The organism is Phenylobacterium sp. (assembly GCF_044358365.1).
Lineage (GTDB): Bacteria > Pseudomonadota > Alphaproteobacteria > Caulobacterales > Caulobacteraceae > Phenylobacterium.
In genome coordinates this window covers 1-14213 of record NZ_JBIKNZ010000015.1, presented here as the reverse complement: position 1 = coordinate 14213, position 14213 = coordinate 1, and the positions used below count along the sequence as shown (strand labels likewise).

Annotated in this window: 16 protein-coding genes; 12 read left to right on the top strand and 4 right to left on the bottom strand. The window is 65.6% G+C overall.

Going from position 1 to position 14213, the window contains the following annotated elements; genetic code table 11:
• Positions 1–22 precede the first annotated feature (22 nt).
• The gene (locus ACIQ3B_RS06240) at positions 23–1504 is read left to right on the top strand and encodes an MATE family efflux transporter (RefSeq protein ID WP_397400703.1); all 1482 of its coding nucleotides are present in this window, start codon (positions 23–25) and stop codon (positions 1502–1504) included.
• Here the strand turns inward: ACIQ3B_RS06240 and ACIQ3B_RS06235 are convergent.
• Positions 1461–2684: a serine hydrolase domain-containing protein gene (locus tag ACIQ3B_RS06235; protein WP_397400701.1), complete on the bottom strand. Its 1224-nt coding sequence runs from the start codon at positions 2682–2684 to the stop codon at positions 1461–1463. The genes ACIQ3B_RS06240 and ACIQ3B_RS06235 overlap by 44 nt on opposite strands.
• Positions 2685–2774: 90 nt before the next feature.
• Here ACIQ3B_RS06235 and ACIQ3B_RS06230 point away from each other — a divergent pair, with 90 nt between their 5' ends.
• Positions 2775–3542: a crotonase/enoyl-CoA hydratase family protein gene (locus ACIQ3B_RS06230; RefSeq protein WP_397400699.1), complete on the top strand. Its 768-nt coding sequence runs from the start codon at positions 2775–2777 to the stop codon at positions 3540–3542.
• Here the strand turns inward: ACIQ3B_RS06230 and ACIQ3B_RS06225 are convergent.
• A complete protein-coding gene (locus ACIQ3B_RS06225) occupies positions 3533–4504 on the bottom strand; it encodes a M15 family metallopeptidase (protein WP_397400697.1) in 972 nt (323 codons plus the stop codon). The two genes, ACIQ3B_RS06230 and ACIQ3B_RS06225, sit on opposite strands and share 10 nt — an antisense overlap.
• A gap of 331 nt (positions 4505–4835) precedes the next feature.
• On the opposite strand from ACIQ3B_RS06225, the gene ACIQ3B_RS06220 reads away from it, so the two are divergent.
• From ACIQ3B_RS06220 to ACIQ3B_RS06205, 4 genes are all read left to right on the top strand, one after another.
• Positions 4836–5411 carry an NADPH-dependent FMN reductase gene (locus tag ACIQ3B_RS06220; protein WP_397400695.1) on the top strand — a complete coding sequence of 192 codons (576 nt, stop codon included), beginning with the start codon at positions 4836–4838 and terminating at the stop codon, positions 5409–5411.
• Complete coding sequence (gene ribB / locus ACIQ3B_RS06215; RefSeq protein WP_397400693.1) at positions 5408–6553, top strand: 3,4-dihydroxy-2-butanone-4-phosphate synthase; 1146 nt, start codon at positions 5408–5410, stop codon at positions 6551–6553. The genes ACIQ3B_RS06220 and ribB overlap by 4 nt, the downstream gene beginning before the upstream one ends.
• A 175-nt stretch (positions 6554–6728) precedes the next feature.
• Positions 6729–8561, top strand: coding sequence for a M10 family metallopeptidase C-terminal domain-containing protein (locus ACIQ3B_RS06210; RefSeq protein ID WP_397400691.1), 1833 nt, complete (start codon positions 6729–6731; stop codon positions 8559–8561).
• Positions 8562–8677: 116 nt separating this feature from the next.
• Positions 8678–9331 (top strand): DUF1013 domain-containing protein, encoded by a 654-nt coding sequence (locus ACIQ3B_RS06205; RefSeq protein ID WP_397400689.1) that lies wholly within the window; start codon positions 8678–8680, stop codon positions 9329–9331.
• 40 nt (positions 9332–9371) lie between these two features.
• Here ACIQ3B_RS06205 and ACIQ3B_RS06200 read toward each other — a convergent pair whose 3' ends face one another.
• The gene (locus tag ACIQ3B_RS06200) at positions 9372–9545 is read right to left on the bottom strand and encodes a YdcH family protein (RefSeq protein ID WP_397400687.1); all 174 of its coding nucleotides are present in this window, start codon (positions 9543–9545) and stop codon (positions 9372–9374) included.
• A 125-nt stretch (positions 9546–9670) separates the two neighbouring features.
• Here ACIQ3B_RS06200 and ACIQ3B_RS06195 point away from each other — a divergent pair, with 125 nt between their 5' ends.
• Genes ACIQ3B_RS06195 through ACIQ3B_RS06185 form a run of 3 tightly spaced genes read left to right on the top strand, consistent with a single transcriptional unit; the run spans position 9671 to position 10947 of the window.
• Positions 9671–10273, top strand: a complete 603-nt coding sequence (locus tag ACIQ3B_RS06195) for a UbiX family flavin prenyltransferase (RefSeq protein WP_397400685.1) — start codon at positions 9671–9673, stop codon at positions 10271–10273.
• The gene (locus tag ACIQ3B_RS06190; protein WP_397400683.1) at positions 10270–10719 is read left to right on the top strand and encodes a TIGR02444 family protein; all 450 of its coding nucleotides are present in this window, start codon (positions 10270–10272) and stop codon (positions 10717–10719) included. Before ACIQ3B_RS06195 ends, ACIQ3B_RS06190 begins: the two co-directional genes overlap by 4 nt.
• Before the next feature lie 15 nt (positions 10720–10734).
• Entirely contained in the window at positions 10735–10947 is a 213-nt protein-coding gene (locus ACIQ3B_RS06185; protein ID WP_397400681.1) for a YdcH family protein, read from the top strand.
• Between the two features lie 111 nt (positions 10948–11058).
• Here ACIQ3B_RS06185 and ACIQ3B_RS06180 read toward each other — a convergent pair whose 3' ends face one another.
• Positions 11059–11772 (bottom strand): GGDEF domain-containing protein, encoded by a 714-nt coding sequence (locus ACIQ3B_RS06180; protein WP_397400679.1) that lies wholly within the window; start codon positions 11770–11772, stop codon positions 11059–11061.
• Between the two features lie 136 nt (positions 11773–11908).
• Here ACIQ3B_RS06180 and purE point away from each other — a divergent pair, with 136 nt between their 5' ends.
• Genes purE through ACIQ3B_RS06165 form a run of 3 tightly spaced genes read left to right on the top strand, consistent with a single transcriptional unit; the run spans position 11909 to position 14068 of the window.
• Positions 11909–12388: a 5-(carboxyamino)imidazole ribonucleotide mutase gene (gene purE, locus ACIQ3B_RS06175; RefSeq protein ID WP_397400677.1), complete on the top strand. Its 480-nt coding sequence runs from the start codon at positions 11909–11911 to the stop codon at positions 12386–12388.
• An 11-nt stretch (positions 12389–12399) separates the two neighbouring features.
• On the top strand, positions 12400–13479 hold the full coding sequence (locus ACIQ3B_RS06170) for a 5-(carboxyamino)imidazole ribonucleotide synthase (protein ID WP_397400675.1): 1080 nt from the start codon (positions 12400–12402) through the stop codon (positions 13477–13479).
• 1 nt (position 13480) lies between these two features.
• Positions 13481–14068: a class I SAM-dependent methyltransferase gene (locus ACIQ3B_RS06165; RefSeq protein WP_397400673.1), complete on the top strand. Its 588-nt coding sequence runs from the start codon at positions 13481–13483 to the stop codon at positions 14066–14068.
• Positions 14069–14213 lie beyond the last annotated feature (145 nt).

Below are 14213 nucleotides of genomic sequence, written 5' to 3'. Positions count from 1 at the left end.
ACAACCGGGAGGGCCGCCCGCCATGGGCCGCCGCCGGGGTCCCGACCTCACCACCGGCCCCATCGGCAAGACGCTGATCCTGTTCGCCCTGCCGGTCATGGGCACGAACATTCTGCAATCCATGAATGGCTCGGCCAACGCCATCTGGGTCAGCCACGTACTGGGCGAGTCGGCTCTGACGGCGATTTCCAACTCCAACCAGATCTTCTTCCTGATGATGGGCGCGATGTTCGGCATGAGCATGGCCGCCAACATCATGATTGGCCAGGCAGTGGGCGCCGATGACCGCGCGCTGGCCACCCGCGTGGTGGGCACGGCGACCCTGTTTTTCCTGGCGATATCCGTCGCCGTCGGCATTGCGGGCTTTACGCTGACGCCGGCCATCCTGGCGGGCATGGGCACACCGCAGGGCGCCCGGGAGCTGGCCACCGCCTATCTGCGCATCATCTTCGGCGCCATTCCGATCATCTACTTCTTCACCTTCCTGATGATGGGCCAGCGGGGCGCCGGAGACTCGCGGACGCCATTCTACTTTTCGCTGATCGCCGTGGTCTTTGAGATGAGCTTGAGTCCGATGCTGCTGATCGGCGTGGGGCCGTTTCCGCGGCTGGGTATCGTGGGGTCGGCAATCGCCACGCTCATCGCCCAGGGCACGACGCTGGCGGTGATGATCGCCTGGCTCTATCGCAAGAAGAGCGTTCTGGTGCTGAGCCGTGCCGAATGGCGCGCTTTCCGGCCAGACTTCGAGGTCGCCAAGGGGCTCCTGTTCAAGGGCCTGCCCATGGCGTTCCAGATGATGGTCATTAGCCTGGCGGCTGTGACCATGATGAGCTTCGTGAACTCCTATGGCGTGACCACCGCGGCGGCCTATGGCGCGGCGGTGCAGGTGTGGACCTATGTGCAGATGCCGGCCATGGCGCTGGGCGCGGCCGTGTCATCCATGGCGGCCCAGAACGTGGGCGCGGGCAACATGGACCGTGTAGGCAAGATCGCCCGGGTCGGGGTCCTCTACGCGGGGGTCTTTTCGGCCGTGCCGATCGTCCTGATATATCTGCTGGACCCGTTCATTCTGCGGGCCTTTCTGCCGGCTTCCAGCCCGTCCCTGCCGGTCGCCATCCACATAAACTCCATCGTGCTCTGGGGTTTCATCCCGTTCGGAATGGCCTTCATCTTCACCGGCATCGTGCGCGCGACCGGCGCCGTCTGGCCGCCCCTGATCGCCATGGTGATCGCGCTCTGGGGCGTTCGGGTCCCCCTGGCCAATATCCTCGAGCCCATGCTGGGCGCCGACGCCATATGGATCAGCTTCCCGGCCGGCAGCCTTATGAGCCTGGTGCTGGCCGCCGCCTACTATCGCTGGGGCGGCTGGCGGAAATCACGGATGCTGCACACCCGCCCGCATGGTGACGCCGCCGACACCGGCATGGCGACGCCAGCCAGCGTCGAGGCGAAGGAAACCGTCAGCCATACGTCTCCATCAGCGCCGAATAGGCCAGGGTCCTGAGTTCACGCCGGATCGGATAGGTCGACGAGGGCAGAAGCTGGGTCATGAACACCGCCGTCACCTGCTCCAGCGGGTCGCACCAGAACGCGGTGGAGGCCGCTCCGCCCCAGTAGAATTCGCCCTGGCTGCAGGGGATCAGGGTCTGGGGCGGATCAAACACCACCGCCACACCCAGGCCAAAGCCCACGCCGGCATTGGTGCTTTCCGAGAACAACGACCGCGACAGCTCGGTCAGGTCCTGTCCGCCGGGAAGGTGGTTTGACGCCATCAGATCGACCGTCTTGGGCGCCAGGATCCTTGCGCCGTCCAGCTCGCCCCGGTTGGTCAACATGGTGGCGAACCGCATGTAGTCGGCCGCTGTGCCCACCAGTCCGCCGCCGCCGGACAACAGTTTCGGGGGCGAGAGGTAGGGGCTCTTCGCCGGGTCGTCCTGAAGCTTCATCTTGCCGCCGGGCACGGCCTCATAGCAGGCGGCGAAACGGGCGCGTTGGTCCTCGCGAACATGGAACCCGGTATCGACCATCTTCAGCGGGTCAAAGATGCGCTCCTGCAGCGCCTGATCCAGCGGTTTGCCCGAGACCTTCTGGACCAGATAGCCGACCACATCCGTCGCCACCGAATAGTTCCAGGCCTCGCCCGGCGAGAACTCCAGCGGCAGCTTGGCCAGCATCTGGATCATCGCCTCCAGATCATGCTCGCCATGCATGTTCTCCAGCTTCAGCTTGCGATAGGCGGCGTCGACATTCGTGCGGTTCTGGAAGCCGTAGGTCAGGCCCGACGTGTGGCGCATCAGGTCGACCACCTGCATCGGTCGGGCGGTCGGCGTGGTCAGCCAGGGCCCGACGCCGGCGGCGAAGACACCGAGATTCGCCCACTCCGGAATGTGCTTGGCCACCGGATCATCAAGCGCGATCAGCCCCTCTTCCACCAGCGTCAGCAACGCCACACAGGCCACCGGCTTGGTCATGGAATAGAGGCGATAGACGCTGTCTTCGGCCAGTTTGACGCCGCGTTCAGGGTCCTGCTGACCCAGCACCGACTGGTGGACCACCTCTCCGTCGCGGGCGAGCACGAACTGGGCGCAGGGCATGCGGCCCGAGGCCACATACTTCTCCTGCAGGAAGCGATCGATCCGCTGCAGGCGATCCTTGGAAAACCCGTGCTGCTTGGCCTTGCCCATCTTCTTCCCCTTCGTGAACCATCCAGGGCGCATTTGCCCTTACCTTACGTACGGTCGCAAGCGCGAGCGTGCGCTTGGGAAAACCCGTCCATGTCAACTGTAAGCTCGGAACGCGACGGGCGCATTGCGATCATAACAATTGAGCGCCCGGAGCGCCGCAATGCGGTCGATGGCGCAACAGCGGCCGCGCTGTACGACGCTTTCAAGGCGTTCGACGCTGATGACAGCCTTGATGTGGCGGTGCTGACAGGACGCGGGGGTTACTTCTGCGCCGGCGCCGGCCTGAAGGCCATCAGTACAGGGTCCGGCAACCCGGTAAAGTCCGACGGCGACTTTGGCCCTATGGGCTGTACGCGGCTCAAGCTGGGCAAGCCGGTGATCGCGGCCATCGAAGGTCCGGCGGTGGCTGGCGGGCTGGAAGTAGCCTGCTGGGCCGACCTGCGGGTGGCGGCCGAAGGCGCCACGTTCGGCGTGTTTTGCCGAAGGTTCGGCGTGCCCCTTATCGATCTCGGCACGATCCGCCTGCCGCGCCTGATCGGGGCCTCCCGGGCCATGGATCTGATCCTGACCGGGCGTGCGGTTTCGGCCCAGGAGGCCCTCGACATCGGCCTGGCCAACCGGCTGGCGCCCGAGGGCGGGGCGCTGGCCGCTGCGCTGGAACTGGCGCGCCAGATCAGCGCTTTCCCGCAGCTTTGTATGCGCAACGACCGGCTCTCGGCTCTGGAGCAGTGGTCGCTGAGCTGGGATGAGGCCCAGGCGTTCGAGGTCAAGGTGGGCCTGGAGACCCTGCGCACCGGATCCGCCGTCGAAGGCGCCAGCCGGTTCGCGGCCGGCGAGGGGCGTTCAGGTCAGTTCTGAGGTCGCCGGGCCGACAACTCCGCAAAACTCGCGGTCCCGATCCCGTACTGTCGCCAGTCCCGATAGTCGAAATGCCACCACTCTTCCGCCAGCACCTCGAAACCCTCGGCGGTCATGGCCTGACGCAGCAGATCGCGCAGCCACCGCTGGCGCGAGGTCCCGCCCGGAAAATCCGCATAGGCGCGGGGCGACATCTCGTCGTAGCGACTGGGCATCTCGACCACCTTGCCGCTTTTCAGGTCATAGAGCGTGAGATCTACCGCGCCGCCGCGATTGTGCCGTGACCCCTTGGCTGGATCGGCGACGAACATCCGGCTGGCCTCAGGCGTCGCCTCCCAGAACATCCAGGTCACTGACCAGGGCCTGTAGGCGTCGTGCACGAGAAGGCCGTAGCCCTGCGATCGGAGCGCGCGCTGCACCCGGCCCAGCGCTTCGGCCGCCGGGCGCTGGAGGTAGGCGCCCGGCCGGTCATAGAGCGGCAGGCCCATGAAGTTGTTCGATGTAGAATAGCGGATGTCGAACCGCAGGGTCGGATCAACCGACGCCAGATCCACGAGGTCTGAGGGACGCGCCGGGGCGGCCTCGACGGGTGGCGTAGCGCGCGCGGCCAAGGCGCGCAGGGCGGCCGGGTCGGCCTTCACCGTGCGCCGGATGGCCGCTTCGGTTTCGGCGCCGAAGTCACGCCGGACCCGCCGAACGCCTGCAAGGGACACACCGCCGCGTTTGGTGCGGACCTCGACCCCGGCCGGTGTCCGGAACCGGCCATTGCCGCTGGCGATCAGGCTCGTGGCGCTGATCCCTTCGCCCAGGGCGTACAGCGTCCCGTTCCGCTCATAGAGCGTCAGAACGTCAGCGGGTTCGCCGTATTGTCCGATCAGAGCGCGCAAGGCCCGGGGCGGCTCCGGCGGTGGGCCGGCGTGGGCCGGCGATGCGAACACCAGCGTCCAGAACAGGGCGAACACGGCCCCACAACCACTCCGCATCGCGCACACTCCCATCGACCAAGACTATCGGCGGATCCGGAGCACTGCGACAGGTTTGATCCCGTGCGATCCGGGTTATGGCTTACCGGCAACCGCAACAGGACAAAATGCGCCCTGTTCAGAGCTAAGCTGGGTGATCTGCGGGACGTTTGCGCAAGCCGGCGGGCCGACGAAAGGGTCCAGGCATCCACGGCCGCTGCATTCGCAAGGCTCTGCCTCGGGTTTGGGGGGACTGGCGCCCGAGGATTGTCCGGCTTACAGGTCCGGCTATGGAACACCTTTTCACCCGGGCCGTCGCTGTGGCGGCCATATGAGCGCTGGCCGCCCCTTGATCGTCGGGCTGGGCGGTACGATCCGCGCAGGTTCCTCCACCGAGAAGGCGCTGGCCTGCTCTCTGCGCCGGGCCGAGGCCCTGGGCGCGGAGGTGCGGCTGCTGGGCGGGGAGTTCCTGGGGAGCCTGCCGATCTTTGACCCCCGGCCCGGCGAGATCTCCGACAGCCAGCAGGCTTTGATCGACGCCGTTCGCGCCGCAGACGGTCTTGTGGTGGCCAGCCCCGGCTATCACGGCTCCATCTCCGGCGTAATCAAGAACGCGCTGGACACCCTGGAGTTCACCTCAAAGGACACCTCACCCTATCTCAGCGGCAAGGCCGTGGGCGCGGTGATTACCGCCGAGGGCGGGCAGGCGGGCGGCACCACCTTGATGGCGCTGCGTTCCATCATTCATGCGCTGAGGGGCTGGCCGACGCCGTTCGGCGCCACGCTCGCTGGCGGATCAGCACTCTTTGACGAAACGGGCACCGTCAGGGACAAGCGCGACGCTTGGCAACTCGATACGGTCGCCGAGCAGGTCTTTGAGTTTACACAGATGAGGTCCGGTCAATGAAGCGTCCCTACCTGGTCCCGCACGCCCCCGGCTCCGGCGACAATGCCGATGTCAGCGCCATCAGCCCGATAGAGGATATCATCGAGGACGCCCGCAACGGTCGACCCTACATCCTGGTTGACGCCGAGGACCGCGAGAACGAGGGCGATGTCATCATCCCCGCCCAGTTCGCGACACCCGAACAGATCAACTTCATGGCCAAGCACGCCCGCGGCCTGATCTGCCTGTCGATTACCGCCGAGCGAGCCCGCAAGTTGCGACTGCCCCCGATGTCGACGGACAACCAGTCAGGCCATGGCACGGCCTTTACGGTCTCGATCGAAGCGCGCGAGGGCGTCACCACCGGTATCTCGGCCCACGATCGCGCCCGCACGATTGCGGTGGCCGTCGACCCGACCAAAGGCGTCGAGGACGTCGTCACCCCCGGCCATGTCTTCCCGCTGGTGGCCCGGGACGGGGGCGTCCTCGTCCGCGCCGGCCACACCGAGGCGGCGGTCGATATCAGCCGCATGGCCGGCCTCAACCCGGCGGGCGTGATCTGCGAGATCATGAAGGACGACGGCTCCATGGCGCGTCTTCCGGATCTGGTGGCCTTCGCCCAGTTGCACGGCCTGAAGATCGGCACGATCGCCGACCTCATCGCCTACCGCCGCCGCACCGAGCGTCAGGTGGAGCGTGTACTGGAAACCCCGTTCGAGAGCACCTTTGGCGGCAAGTTCCGGATGGTGATCTACCGCAACAGCCTGGACCAGACCGAGCATGTCGTACTTTCCCGGGGAAAGATCGATCCCGACAAACCCACCCTCGTGCGGATGCACCGCGTGGATATGGCCACCGACATGCTGGGCGCCGTGGAAGCGCGTCAGGACTATGTGCCCAAGGCGTTGAAGGCGCTCGCGCAATATGACGGCGCGGCGGTGGCGGTCTTCATCCGGGATTCCAATCCTCACTGGCTGTCGGAGCGCTACGGCCAGCCCCAGGCCAACCACTCCGAGAACATCCTGCGCGACTACGGCATCGGAGCCCAGATCCTGCTGGATCTGGGGGTGCGCGACATGACGCTGCTGAGCTCATCGCAAACGGTGCTGCCGGGTTCCGGCGGATATGGCCTGAAGATCGTTGGGCGGCAGGCGTTCAACTAAACCTTAACGCGAAACATAGAGTCTAGTCGCTTCCCGAAAAATAGGGCAGGCTCTCCACAACCAGATCGATATCGTCGCCGTACATACTTGTATCCGGGCCGGTTCGTTTGGCGTGGCTTTTGCAGAACGGCCCAATCTCAGGGGAACTTTGGGAGAGCGGGCCAGGCTTGAGTTGATGATGACCCCTGATGACCTTTCGACACCGCAGCTGGACGCCGATCCGATCACGAACGGCTTCATGAACACGCGTCCGTTTGCCGGTGACGGCGAGGAAGCGCGTTGTCAGTGCCCGTTGTGCTCGGGCGCCGCGGGTTTTCAGGACGCAGGTTTGGTCGGCGACGGCGGGGCCCCGCAGGGCTATCTGAACGCCGATGATCGCGCTGTCGCCACGGTCAATGGCAAGGCCAGCTTCTCCATTGATCGCGCCGGGCTGCAACTCACCGGCTTCAATCCCGACACCATGGCGCCCGCGCCGGGCTGGGGCGGTATCGCCGGCGCCGCCTTCACCGTCACCTACGGCTTTCGCGCCACCGCGCCGATACGCATGCCCAGCGATACGGACGGGTTCCAGCGTTTCAACACCGCCCAGATACTCCAGGCCGAGCAGGCGCTGCAGGCCTGGGCCGATGTCGCGAACATCCGGTTCATCCGGGTCGGGGCCGGGTCCAGCACCGACGGCGAGACGGCCTACACAGACCAGGCGACCATCCTCTTCTCGAACTATTCCACCGGTGAAAGCGGCTCGGCGGCGTTCGCCTACTACCCTGGCAACGTGAACTTCAGCAGCTCGTCCGGCGACGTCTGGATCAATATCGGCACAAGTTCCAATGCCTTTCCGACCACTGGAAACTATGGCTCCCAGGTGCTTGTCCATGAGATTGGTCATGCTATCGGGCTTGCTCATCCCGGCGCCTACAACTCGAGCGGGGAGGCCAGGGTCACTTATGCCGCCAGCGCCGAGTACTTTGAGGACTCCCGGCAATATACAGTGATGAGCTACTTCTCGGAGACCAACACCGGCGGCAATTTCCGGGGCAGCTATTCGGGTGTCCCGCTTCTGGACGACATCCGCGGCGCCCAGATCGAGTACGGCGCCAACATGTCCACGCGGACGGGTGATACCGTCTATGGGTTCAACGCCACGGCCGATCGGGCCTGGTTCAGCGCCGCGAACAGTTCAAGCCGCTTGATCTTTGCAGTGTGGGACGCCGGCGGGCGCGATACCTTCGATTTCTCCGGCTATTCCCAGGCGCAGCTGATCGACCTGCGCGAGGGATTCTTTTCGGACGTCGGCGGCCTGACCGGCAATGTGGCGGTGGCCCAGGGCGCCCAGATCGAGAATGCCATGGGCGGCTTCGGCGCTGACACCCTGAACGGCAACGCCCTGGCCAACGAGCTGAGCGGAAACGCCGGGTCGGACCGCATCTTCGGCGCCGCAGGCCGCGACACCATCGATGGCGGATCAGGTTCCAACTATCTGCGTGGCGATGACGGAGACGACTCCATCACCGGCGGCGCAGGCTTCGACGACATCAACGGCAATGTCGGCAATGACACCGGCTCCGGTGGCGCAGGCGATGACTGGGTGGTCGGCGGCAAGGATAATGATCACCTGTTCGGCGAGGATGGCGCGGACCTCGTCTACGGAAACCTGGGCTCTGACACGCTTGACGGCGGCGCCGGCGCCGACACGGTTCGGGGCGGTCAGGGAGATGACGTGGCTCAGGGCGGCCCGGGTGCGGACTTCATCTCGGGCGACCTGGGCTCGGATACACTGTCCGGGGGCGCGGGCGCTGATGTGTTCAACATTTTTGTGGGCTCGGGTATCGACCGGATCCTGGATTTCAACATCCTGGAGGGCGACCGGCTTCAGATCGCGGTAGGCAATACCTGGACGATGGCCCAGGTCGGCGCCGACACGGTGATCACCCTGGGTCCGGGCGATCAGGTGATCCTGGTGGGCGTCCAGTCCGCAGACCTCACCGGCGACTGGATCTTCGGTTTCTGAGGTCGTCCTCAGAAGATCGTTTTCAGCCGTCGATAACCGGCCTATATGGAAATCCTACCCGCCCGGCCGAAAGGCCGGGCGCCTTCGTTTCCGAGATCAGGCTGTCGAGACTGAACATGACCAACATTCTGATGCCCAAGGCGACTGCCGTATGGCTGGTGGACAACACCTCGCTGACGTTTGAACAGATCGCTGACTTCTGTGAACTCCATCCCCTGGAAGTGAAGGGGATCGCCGACGGCGAGGTGGCGCGTGACATTCGCGGCGCAGACCCCATCGCCAATGGGCAGCTCTCGCGTGATGAGCTGGACGCTGCGGAAAAGACCGCGACCTACCGGATGAAGGCCCAGAAGAGCCGCCATGCCGAGTTGCTGAAGCCCGTGAAGAAGGCGCCGCGCTACACCCCGGTGTCGCGCCGCCAGGATCGCCCGGACGCCATCGCCTGGTTTATCCGCAATCACCCCGAAGTGCCGGACAGCCAGCTGTCTCGGGTGCTGGGCACCACCAAGGCCACTATCGAGCAGGTGCGCAACCGTACCCACTGGAATTCCGCCAACATCAAGCCGGTGGACCCCGTGACGCTGGGTCTCTCCACCCAGCTAGAGCTGGATGCCGTGGTCCGGAAGGCCGCCGACAAACGCGCTACGGAAGCCGCAAAGCGCGGCGAGATCGAGCCCGAGGGCGAAACCCTGCGCCCGGCCTCGGAAACCGGCGTTGTTTCAGAAAGCGCGCCCGAGCCGGTCTACGAGGACGAAGCCGACGAGGATTGATGGGGTCGCTCCCGCCTCATCAAGAGGCGGGACGCTCGCGTCAATGCAAGTTGCTGCGGAGCGTTTCGATCTCTTCCTTCAGTCGCAGTTTCTGTCGTTTCAGCTCGCGCAATCGAAGATCGTCGGATGACGGTCGTCTCAGTTCATCCTGGATGGCCGTTTCCAGGGATTGGTGACGGGAACCCAGTTCCCGGATGCGGGCTTCAAGCGCCATGCGGAGAGTCTCCTCGCTTTGGACGACGCCGTAGTAAACGCCTGCTTTGCGTCGCTGTCAGATCACATATGTTTGCTTGAAGCTGGCCGATCTTTCGGCGCCCTCCCGCGTTAGGACCCCCCTTGATGGTCGAGACAGAAACGCCAAGGCTGATCGTGGGGATCTCCGGAGCGTCGGGCGTGGCATATGGCCTGCGCGCGCTGGACGCCTGCCGCGATCTGGGCGTGGAGAGCCATCTGGTGATGAGCCGGTCTGCGGCCCTGACCCTCGCGCAGGAGACCAATCTGTCGGTGGCCGACGTACAGGCGCGCGCCGATGTGGCGCACAAGGCAGGCGATGTCGGCGCCTCGATCGCGTCGGGCTCATTCCGCACCCTGGGGATGATGGTGGCGCCCTGCTCCATCCGGACCATGAGCGAGATCGCCAGTGGGGTCACCGCCTCTTTGCTGACCCGGGCCGCCGACGTCACCCTCAAGGAGCGGCGGACCCTGGTGCTGATGGTGCGCGAGACGCCGCTGCACCTGGGTCATCTTCGCACCATGGTGAAACTGTCCGAAATGGGCGCAGTTATCGCCCCGCCGTTGCCGGCCTTCTACGCGAAACCCCTGTCGATGGCCGATATGGTCGACCAGTCGGTGGGCCGCGTGCTGGATTTGTTTGGTCTGTCATGGCAGCCCGTAAAGCGTTGGGGCGAGGACATCGGCCCGCAATCCAGGGCAGACGCATGACGGTGGCGATATGGGCGTGGGTTCTGGCAGCCTATGACCAGCCGGGCGTTCCCGACGCCACCCTGGCGCTGCAGGACAACTACGGCCAGAACACCTCCTATCTGCTTTGGGCGGTCTACGCGCGGGCTACCGACAGGAGCCTGCTGAACCGGGCGGCCGCGACAGCGCGGGCCTGGGACCAGACGGCGCTGATCCCGCTTCGCCAGGCCCGCCGCGCGCTGAAGACGCAGCTTCCCCCCATCGACGATGGCGCGCGCGAGGCGTTCCGGGAAAAGGTGAAGACGCTTGAACTGGCCGCGGAACGCCTGCTGATGGAGACACTGGCAGGCCTCGCCGACCAGGGGCATGGCGTCGGCGCCTTCGAGGCGCTCTCGGCGGCGGCGGACGCCTGGGGCGAAGCGCCGCCTGCTCAGGCGCTGGCTGACCTTGCCAGGGTCCTCGGATAGGATCAGGCGCAGATCATGGACTATTCAACCTTCACCGAAGCGGCGCTTGAAGCGCGTCTGGCCGAACTTCGGCAGGATCACAGCGATCTGGAGTCGGCAATCCAGGCCCTGTCGAATGCGCCCTTGCCGGAACTGATCGTCATCGCCCGTTTCAAGCGCAAGAAGCTGGCGCTCAAGGACGAGATTGCGCGGGTTCTGGACTACCTGAACCCGGACATCATCGCCTAGATCACGTCGAGATTGGATTGAATCAATCCGGTCTCGAAAAACGTGATCGCCGCCATATGTCTAGAGCAGATTGCGGGCGGAAAACCGGTTCCCACTTTTCCTCAAACCGCTCTAACCGGTCTTGCGCTGGCGTTTGGCGGCGAACATGGCCGCATCCGCCTCGGCGATGATCGCCTCGGGCTCGGTGTTCGATACGATCTCCCGCACACCGTAGCTCAGCCGGATCGTGGCGGACCCGGCGGCGAAGACCACCGGCTCGCCTTCGATCGCCGCCGCCAGGGAGGCCGCCTTGCTTTCGGCTGTGGCCAGATCGGTCTGGACCAGCACCACGGCGAACTCGTCGCCGCCCATACGCCCCACGACGTCGCTCTCGCGAACATGGGTCAGCAGCCGTTCCGACACCGTCAGCAGCGCCGCGTCTCCGGCGGCGTGGCCATACTGGTCATTGATCGCCTTGAAGCCGTCCAGATCAAAATAGACCAGACTGGCCGAGGATCCGTAGCGTTCGGCGAACGTGCGCACCCGGCTGAACTCCCGCAGGAACCCCCGGCGGTTCAGTAGCGGCGTCAGCGTGTCGCGGTCCGCTATTTCCTCGGCAGCCTTCAGGCGACCCTTGAGTTGTCCGACCTCCTCACGCAGCGCGTCGAGGTCCTTGAGCAGCATCTGGATCGCCGCCAGCACCGCCGGCGTCATCTCCACGGCCGGTACGCCGAGAAAGCTCGTGCTGTCGGCCCGCGCCGGTCCGCCGACCGGCGCAGAAGCGCTGGCCGCGGCCGTCCTGCGGACGCCGGGAAGCGGTTCATTGCGTGCACCTGTGACCTTCATGGTCCCGCCTCCAGAACGGTTAACGGCATTCGACGCTTTATGGGTTAAGGGTTTCTAACCGGGGTCGGTTGTGCGCGCAAAGGCGGCGCCTATACTCCGCGCCTTTTCCGGGGTTCAGGCAGGAAATGCAGCACACATGAGCGCGCCCGTCGCCATCATCATGGGAAGCCGGTCCGACTGGCCCGTCCTGCGTCTCGCCGCCGAAATGCTGGATGCCCTCGGCGTGGCCTACGAGGCTAGGGTGGTCTCGGCCCACCGCACGCCCGAGCGGATGTACGACTTTGCCAGGGGCGCCAAATCCGCTGGCTTCAAGGTGATCATCGCCGGCGCCGGCGGCGCGGCGCACCTGCCCGGCATGACCGCCTCTCTCACCGACCTGCCGGTACTCGGCGTTCCGATCGAGTCGAAGGCGCTGAAGGGGATGGATAGCCTGCTGTCCATCGTCCAGATGCCCGGCGGCATCCCGGTGGGCACGCTGGCGATCGGCGAAGCGGGGGCGAAGAACGCGGCATTGCTGGCTGCACGGATCCTGGCGCTGTCGGATTCGGCCCTGGCCTTACGCGTGGCTGCATTCGCCGCCGACCAGACCGCCGGCGTCGCCGAAGCGGTCGAGTAGAACCGAACAAGATGGCTGAGTTTCCCCTTCCCCCCGGCTCTATCCTCGGCATTCTGGGGGGCGGACAGCTGGGCCGCATGCTGGCCCAGGCTGCAGCCCGCCTGGGTTTTGATGTCGCCGTGCTGGAGCGCGACGCCGACAGTCCCGCTGGTCGCGTGGCCGCCCACACCATCGTTGGCCCCTACACCGATGACGCAGCGCTGCGGGCGCTGGCCGCTGTGGCCAGTGTGGCGACCTACGAATTCGAGAACGTGCCTGCCGCCTCTGTGCTCGCGCTGGGCGCGATGGGCGTCGAGGTGGCGCCGGGACCCGAGGCCCTGGCCGTCGCCCAGGACCGGGTGGCCGAGAAGCAGTTTCTGAACGCCAACGGCGCGCCGACCGTCGCCTTCCAGGCGGCCGCGACGCCTGAGGAGGCCGTAGCCGCCGCCCAGGCCATGGGTGCGCCGGTGCTGATGAAGACCCGCCGCGAGGGCTATGACGGCAAGGGCCAGCGCTGGGTGGAACACGCCGCTGACGCGGCACGCATCTTCGCTGAACTGGGAAGCGTGCCGGTCATCCTTGAGGCGCCGGCCGACTTCGTGCGCGAACTGTCGATCATCGCCGCGCGAGGCCGGGACGGGGCGACCGCGGTTTATCCCCTCGCCGAAAACCACCACGAGGGCGGCATCCTGCGCCGCAGCCTGGCCCCCGCCCTTGTGAGCCCGGCGCTGGCCGACCAGGCCGAGCGGATCGCCGCGCGCATCCTGGGCGGCCTGGGCTATGTGGGGGTCGTCGGCATCGAACTCTTCGAGCTCGCCGATGGCCGGCTGCTGGTCAACGAGATCGCGCCGCGCGTCCACAACACCGGCCACTGGACCCAGGACGGCTGCGAGGTGGACCAGTTCGAACAGCACATCCGCGCCGTCGCCGGCTGGCCGCTGGGCCCGACAACCCCCCACGCCCGCGTCGAGATGCTGAACCTGCTGGGCGACGAGGTCGACGCGTGGGAACGGCTGTCCCACGAACCCGACACCCGCATCCACCTCTACGGCAAGCGCGACGCCAAGCCGGGCCGAAAGATGGGCCATGTGAACCGGGTCAAGGCGCTCTGAGGTGAGCACGATCCAGTTCTACGAGAATAACGCCGAGGCGTTTTTCGAGCGGAACGTGGGCGTCGATGTGCCATCGGGCTGGAAAGCCTTTGTCGAGCTTTTGCCCGAAGGGGGCCGCATTCTCGACGCCGGCTGCGGGTCCGGGCGCGACGCGCTGTTCTTCCACAGGGCTGGCTTCCATGTCACCGCGACCGAGGCTTCTGGCAGGCTCGCAGAACTGGCCCGCGCTCACACAGGTCTTTCTGTCCAGGTCATGACGTTCGATCAGATGGACTGGCGCGAGACTTTCGACGGTATCTGGGCCTGCGCCTCGTTGCTACACGTACCGCGCAACGAGCTTTCAGGTGTCATGCGCCGCCTGCTGGATTCGCTTGCGACTCGTGGCGCACTGTGGATGTCCTTCAAGTATGACGCCGGGGAACGTGAAGCTGATGGACGCCATTTCACGGACCTCGATGAAGCGGGTGCGGAAGCGTTGTTGGCCGAGGCGGGCGGCCTGGAGTTGATATCTCTCAGTGTCGGCGGTGATAGCCGCCCGGAACGCGCCCACGAGAAATGGCTGAGTGTTCTCTGCAGAAAAACAGCGTAACCCTCACCTCCTCCGCTTAGCGGCGGGAGGGGGACCGCGCCCCGCAGAGGGCGTGGTGGAGCAACCATGTTCAGGTGGTGGCATGTTTGACCCAGGGCTGGCTGCGGGAGAGGACGAGGTTAGCGGCCTCGATGAGCTTTCGCAT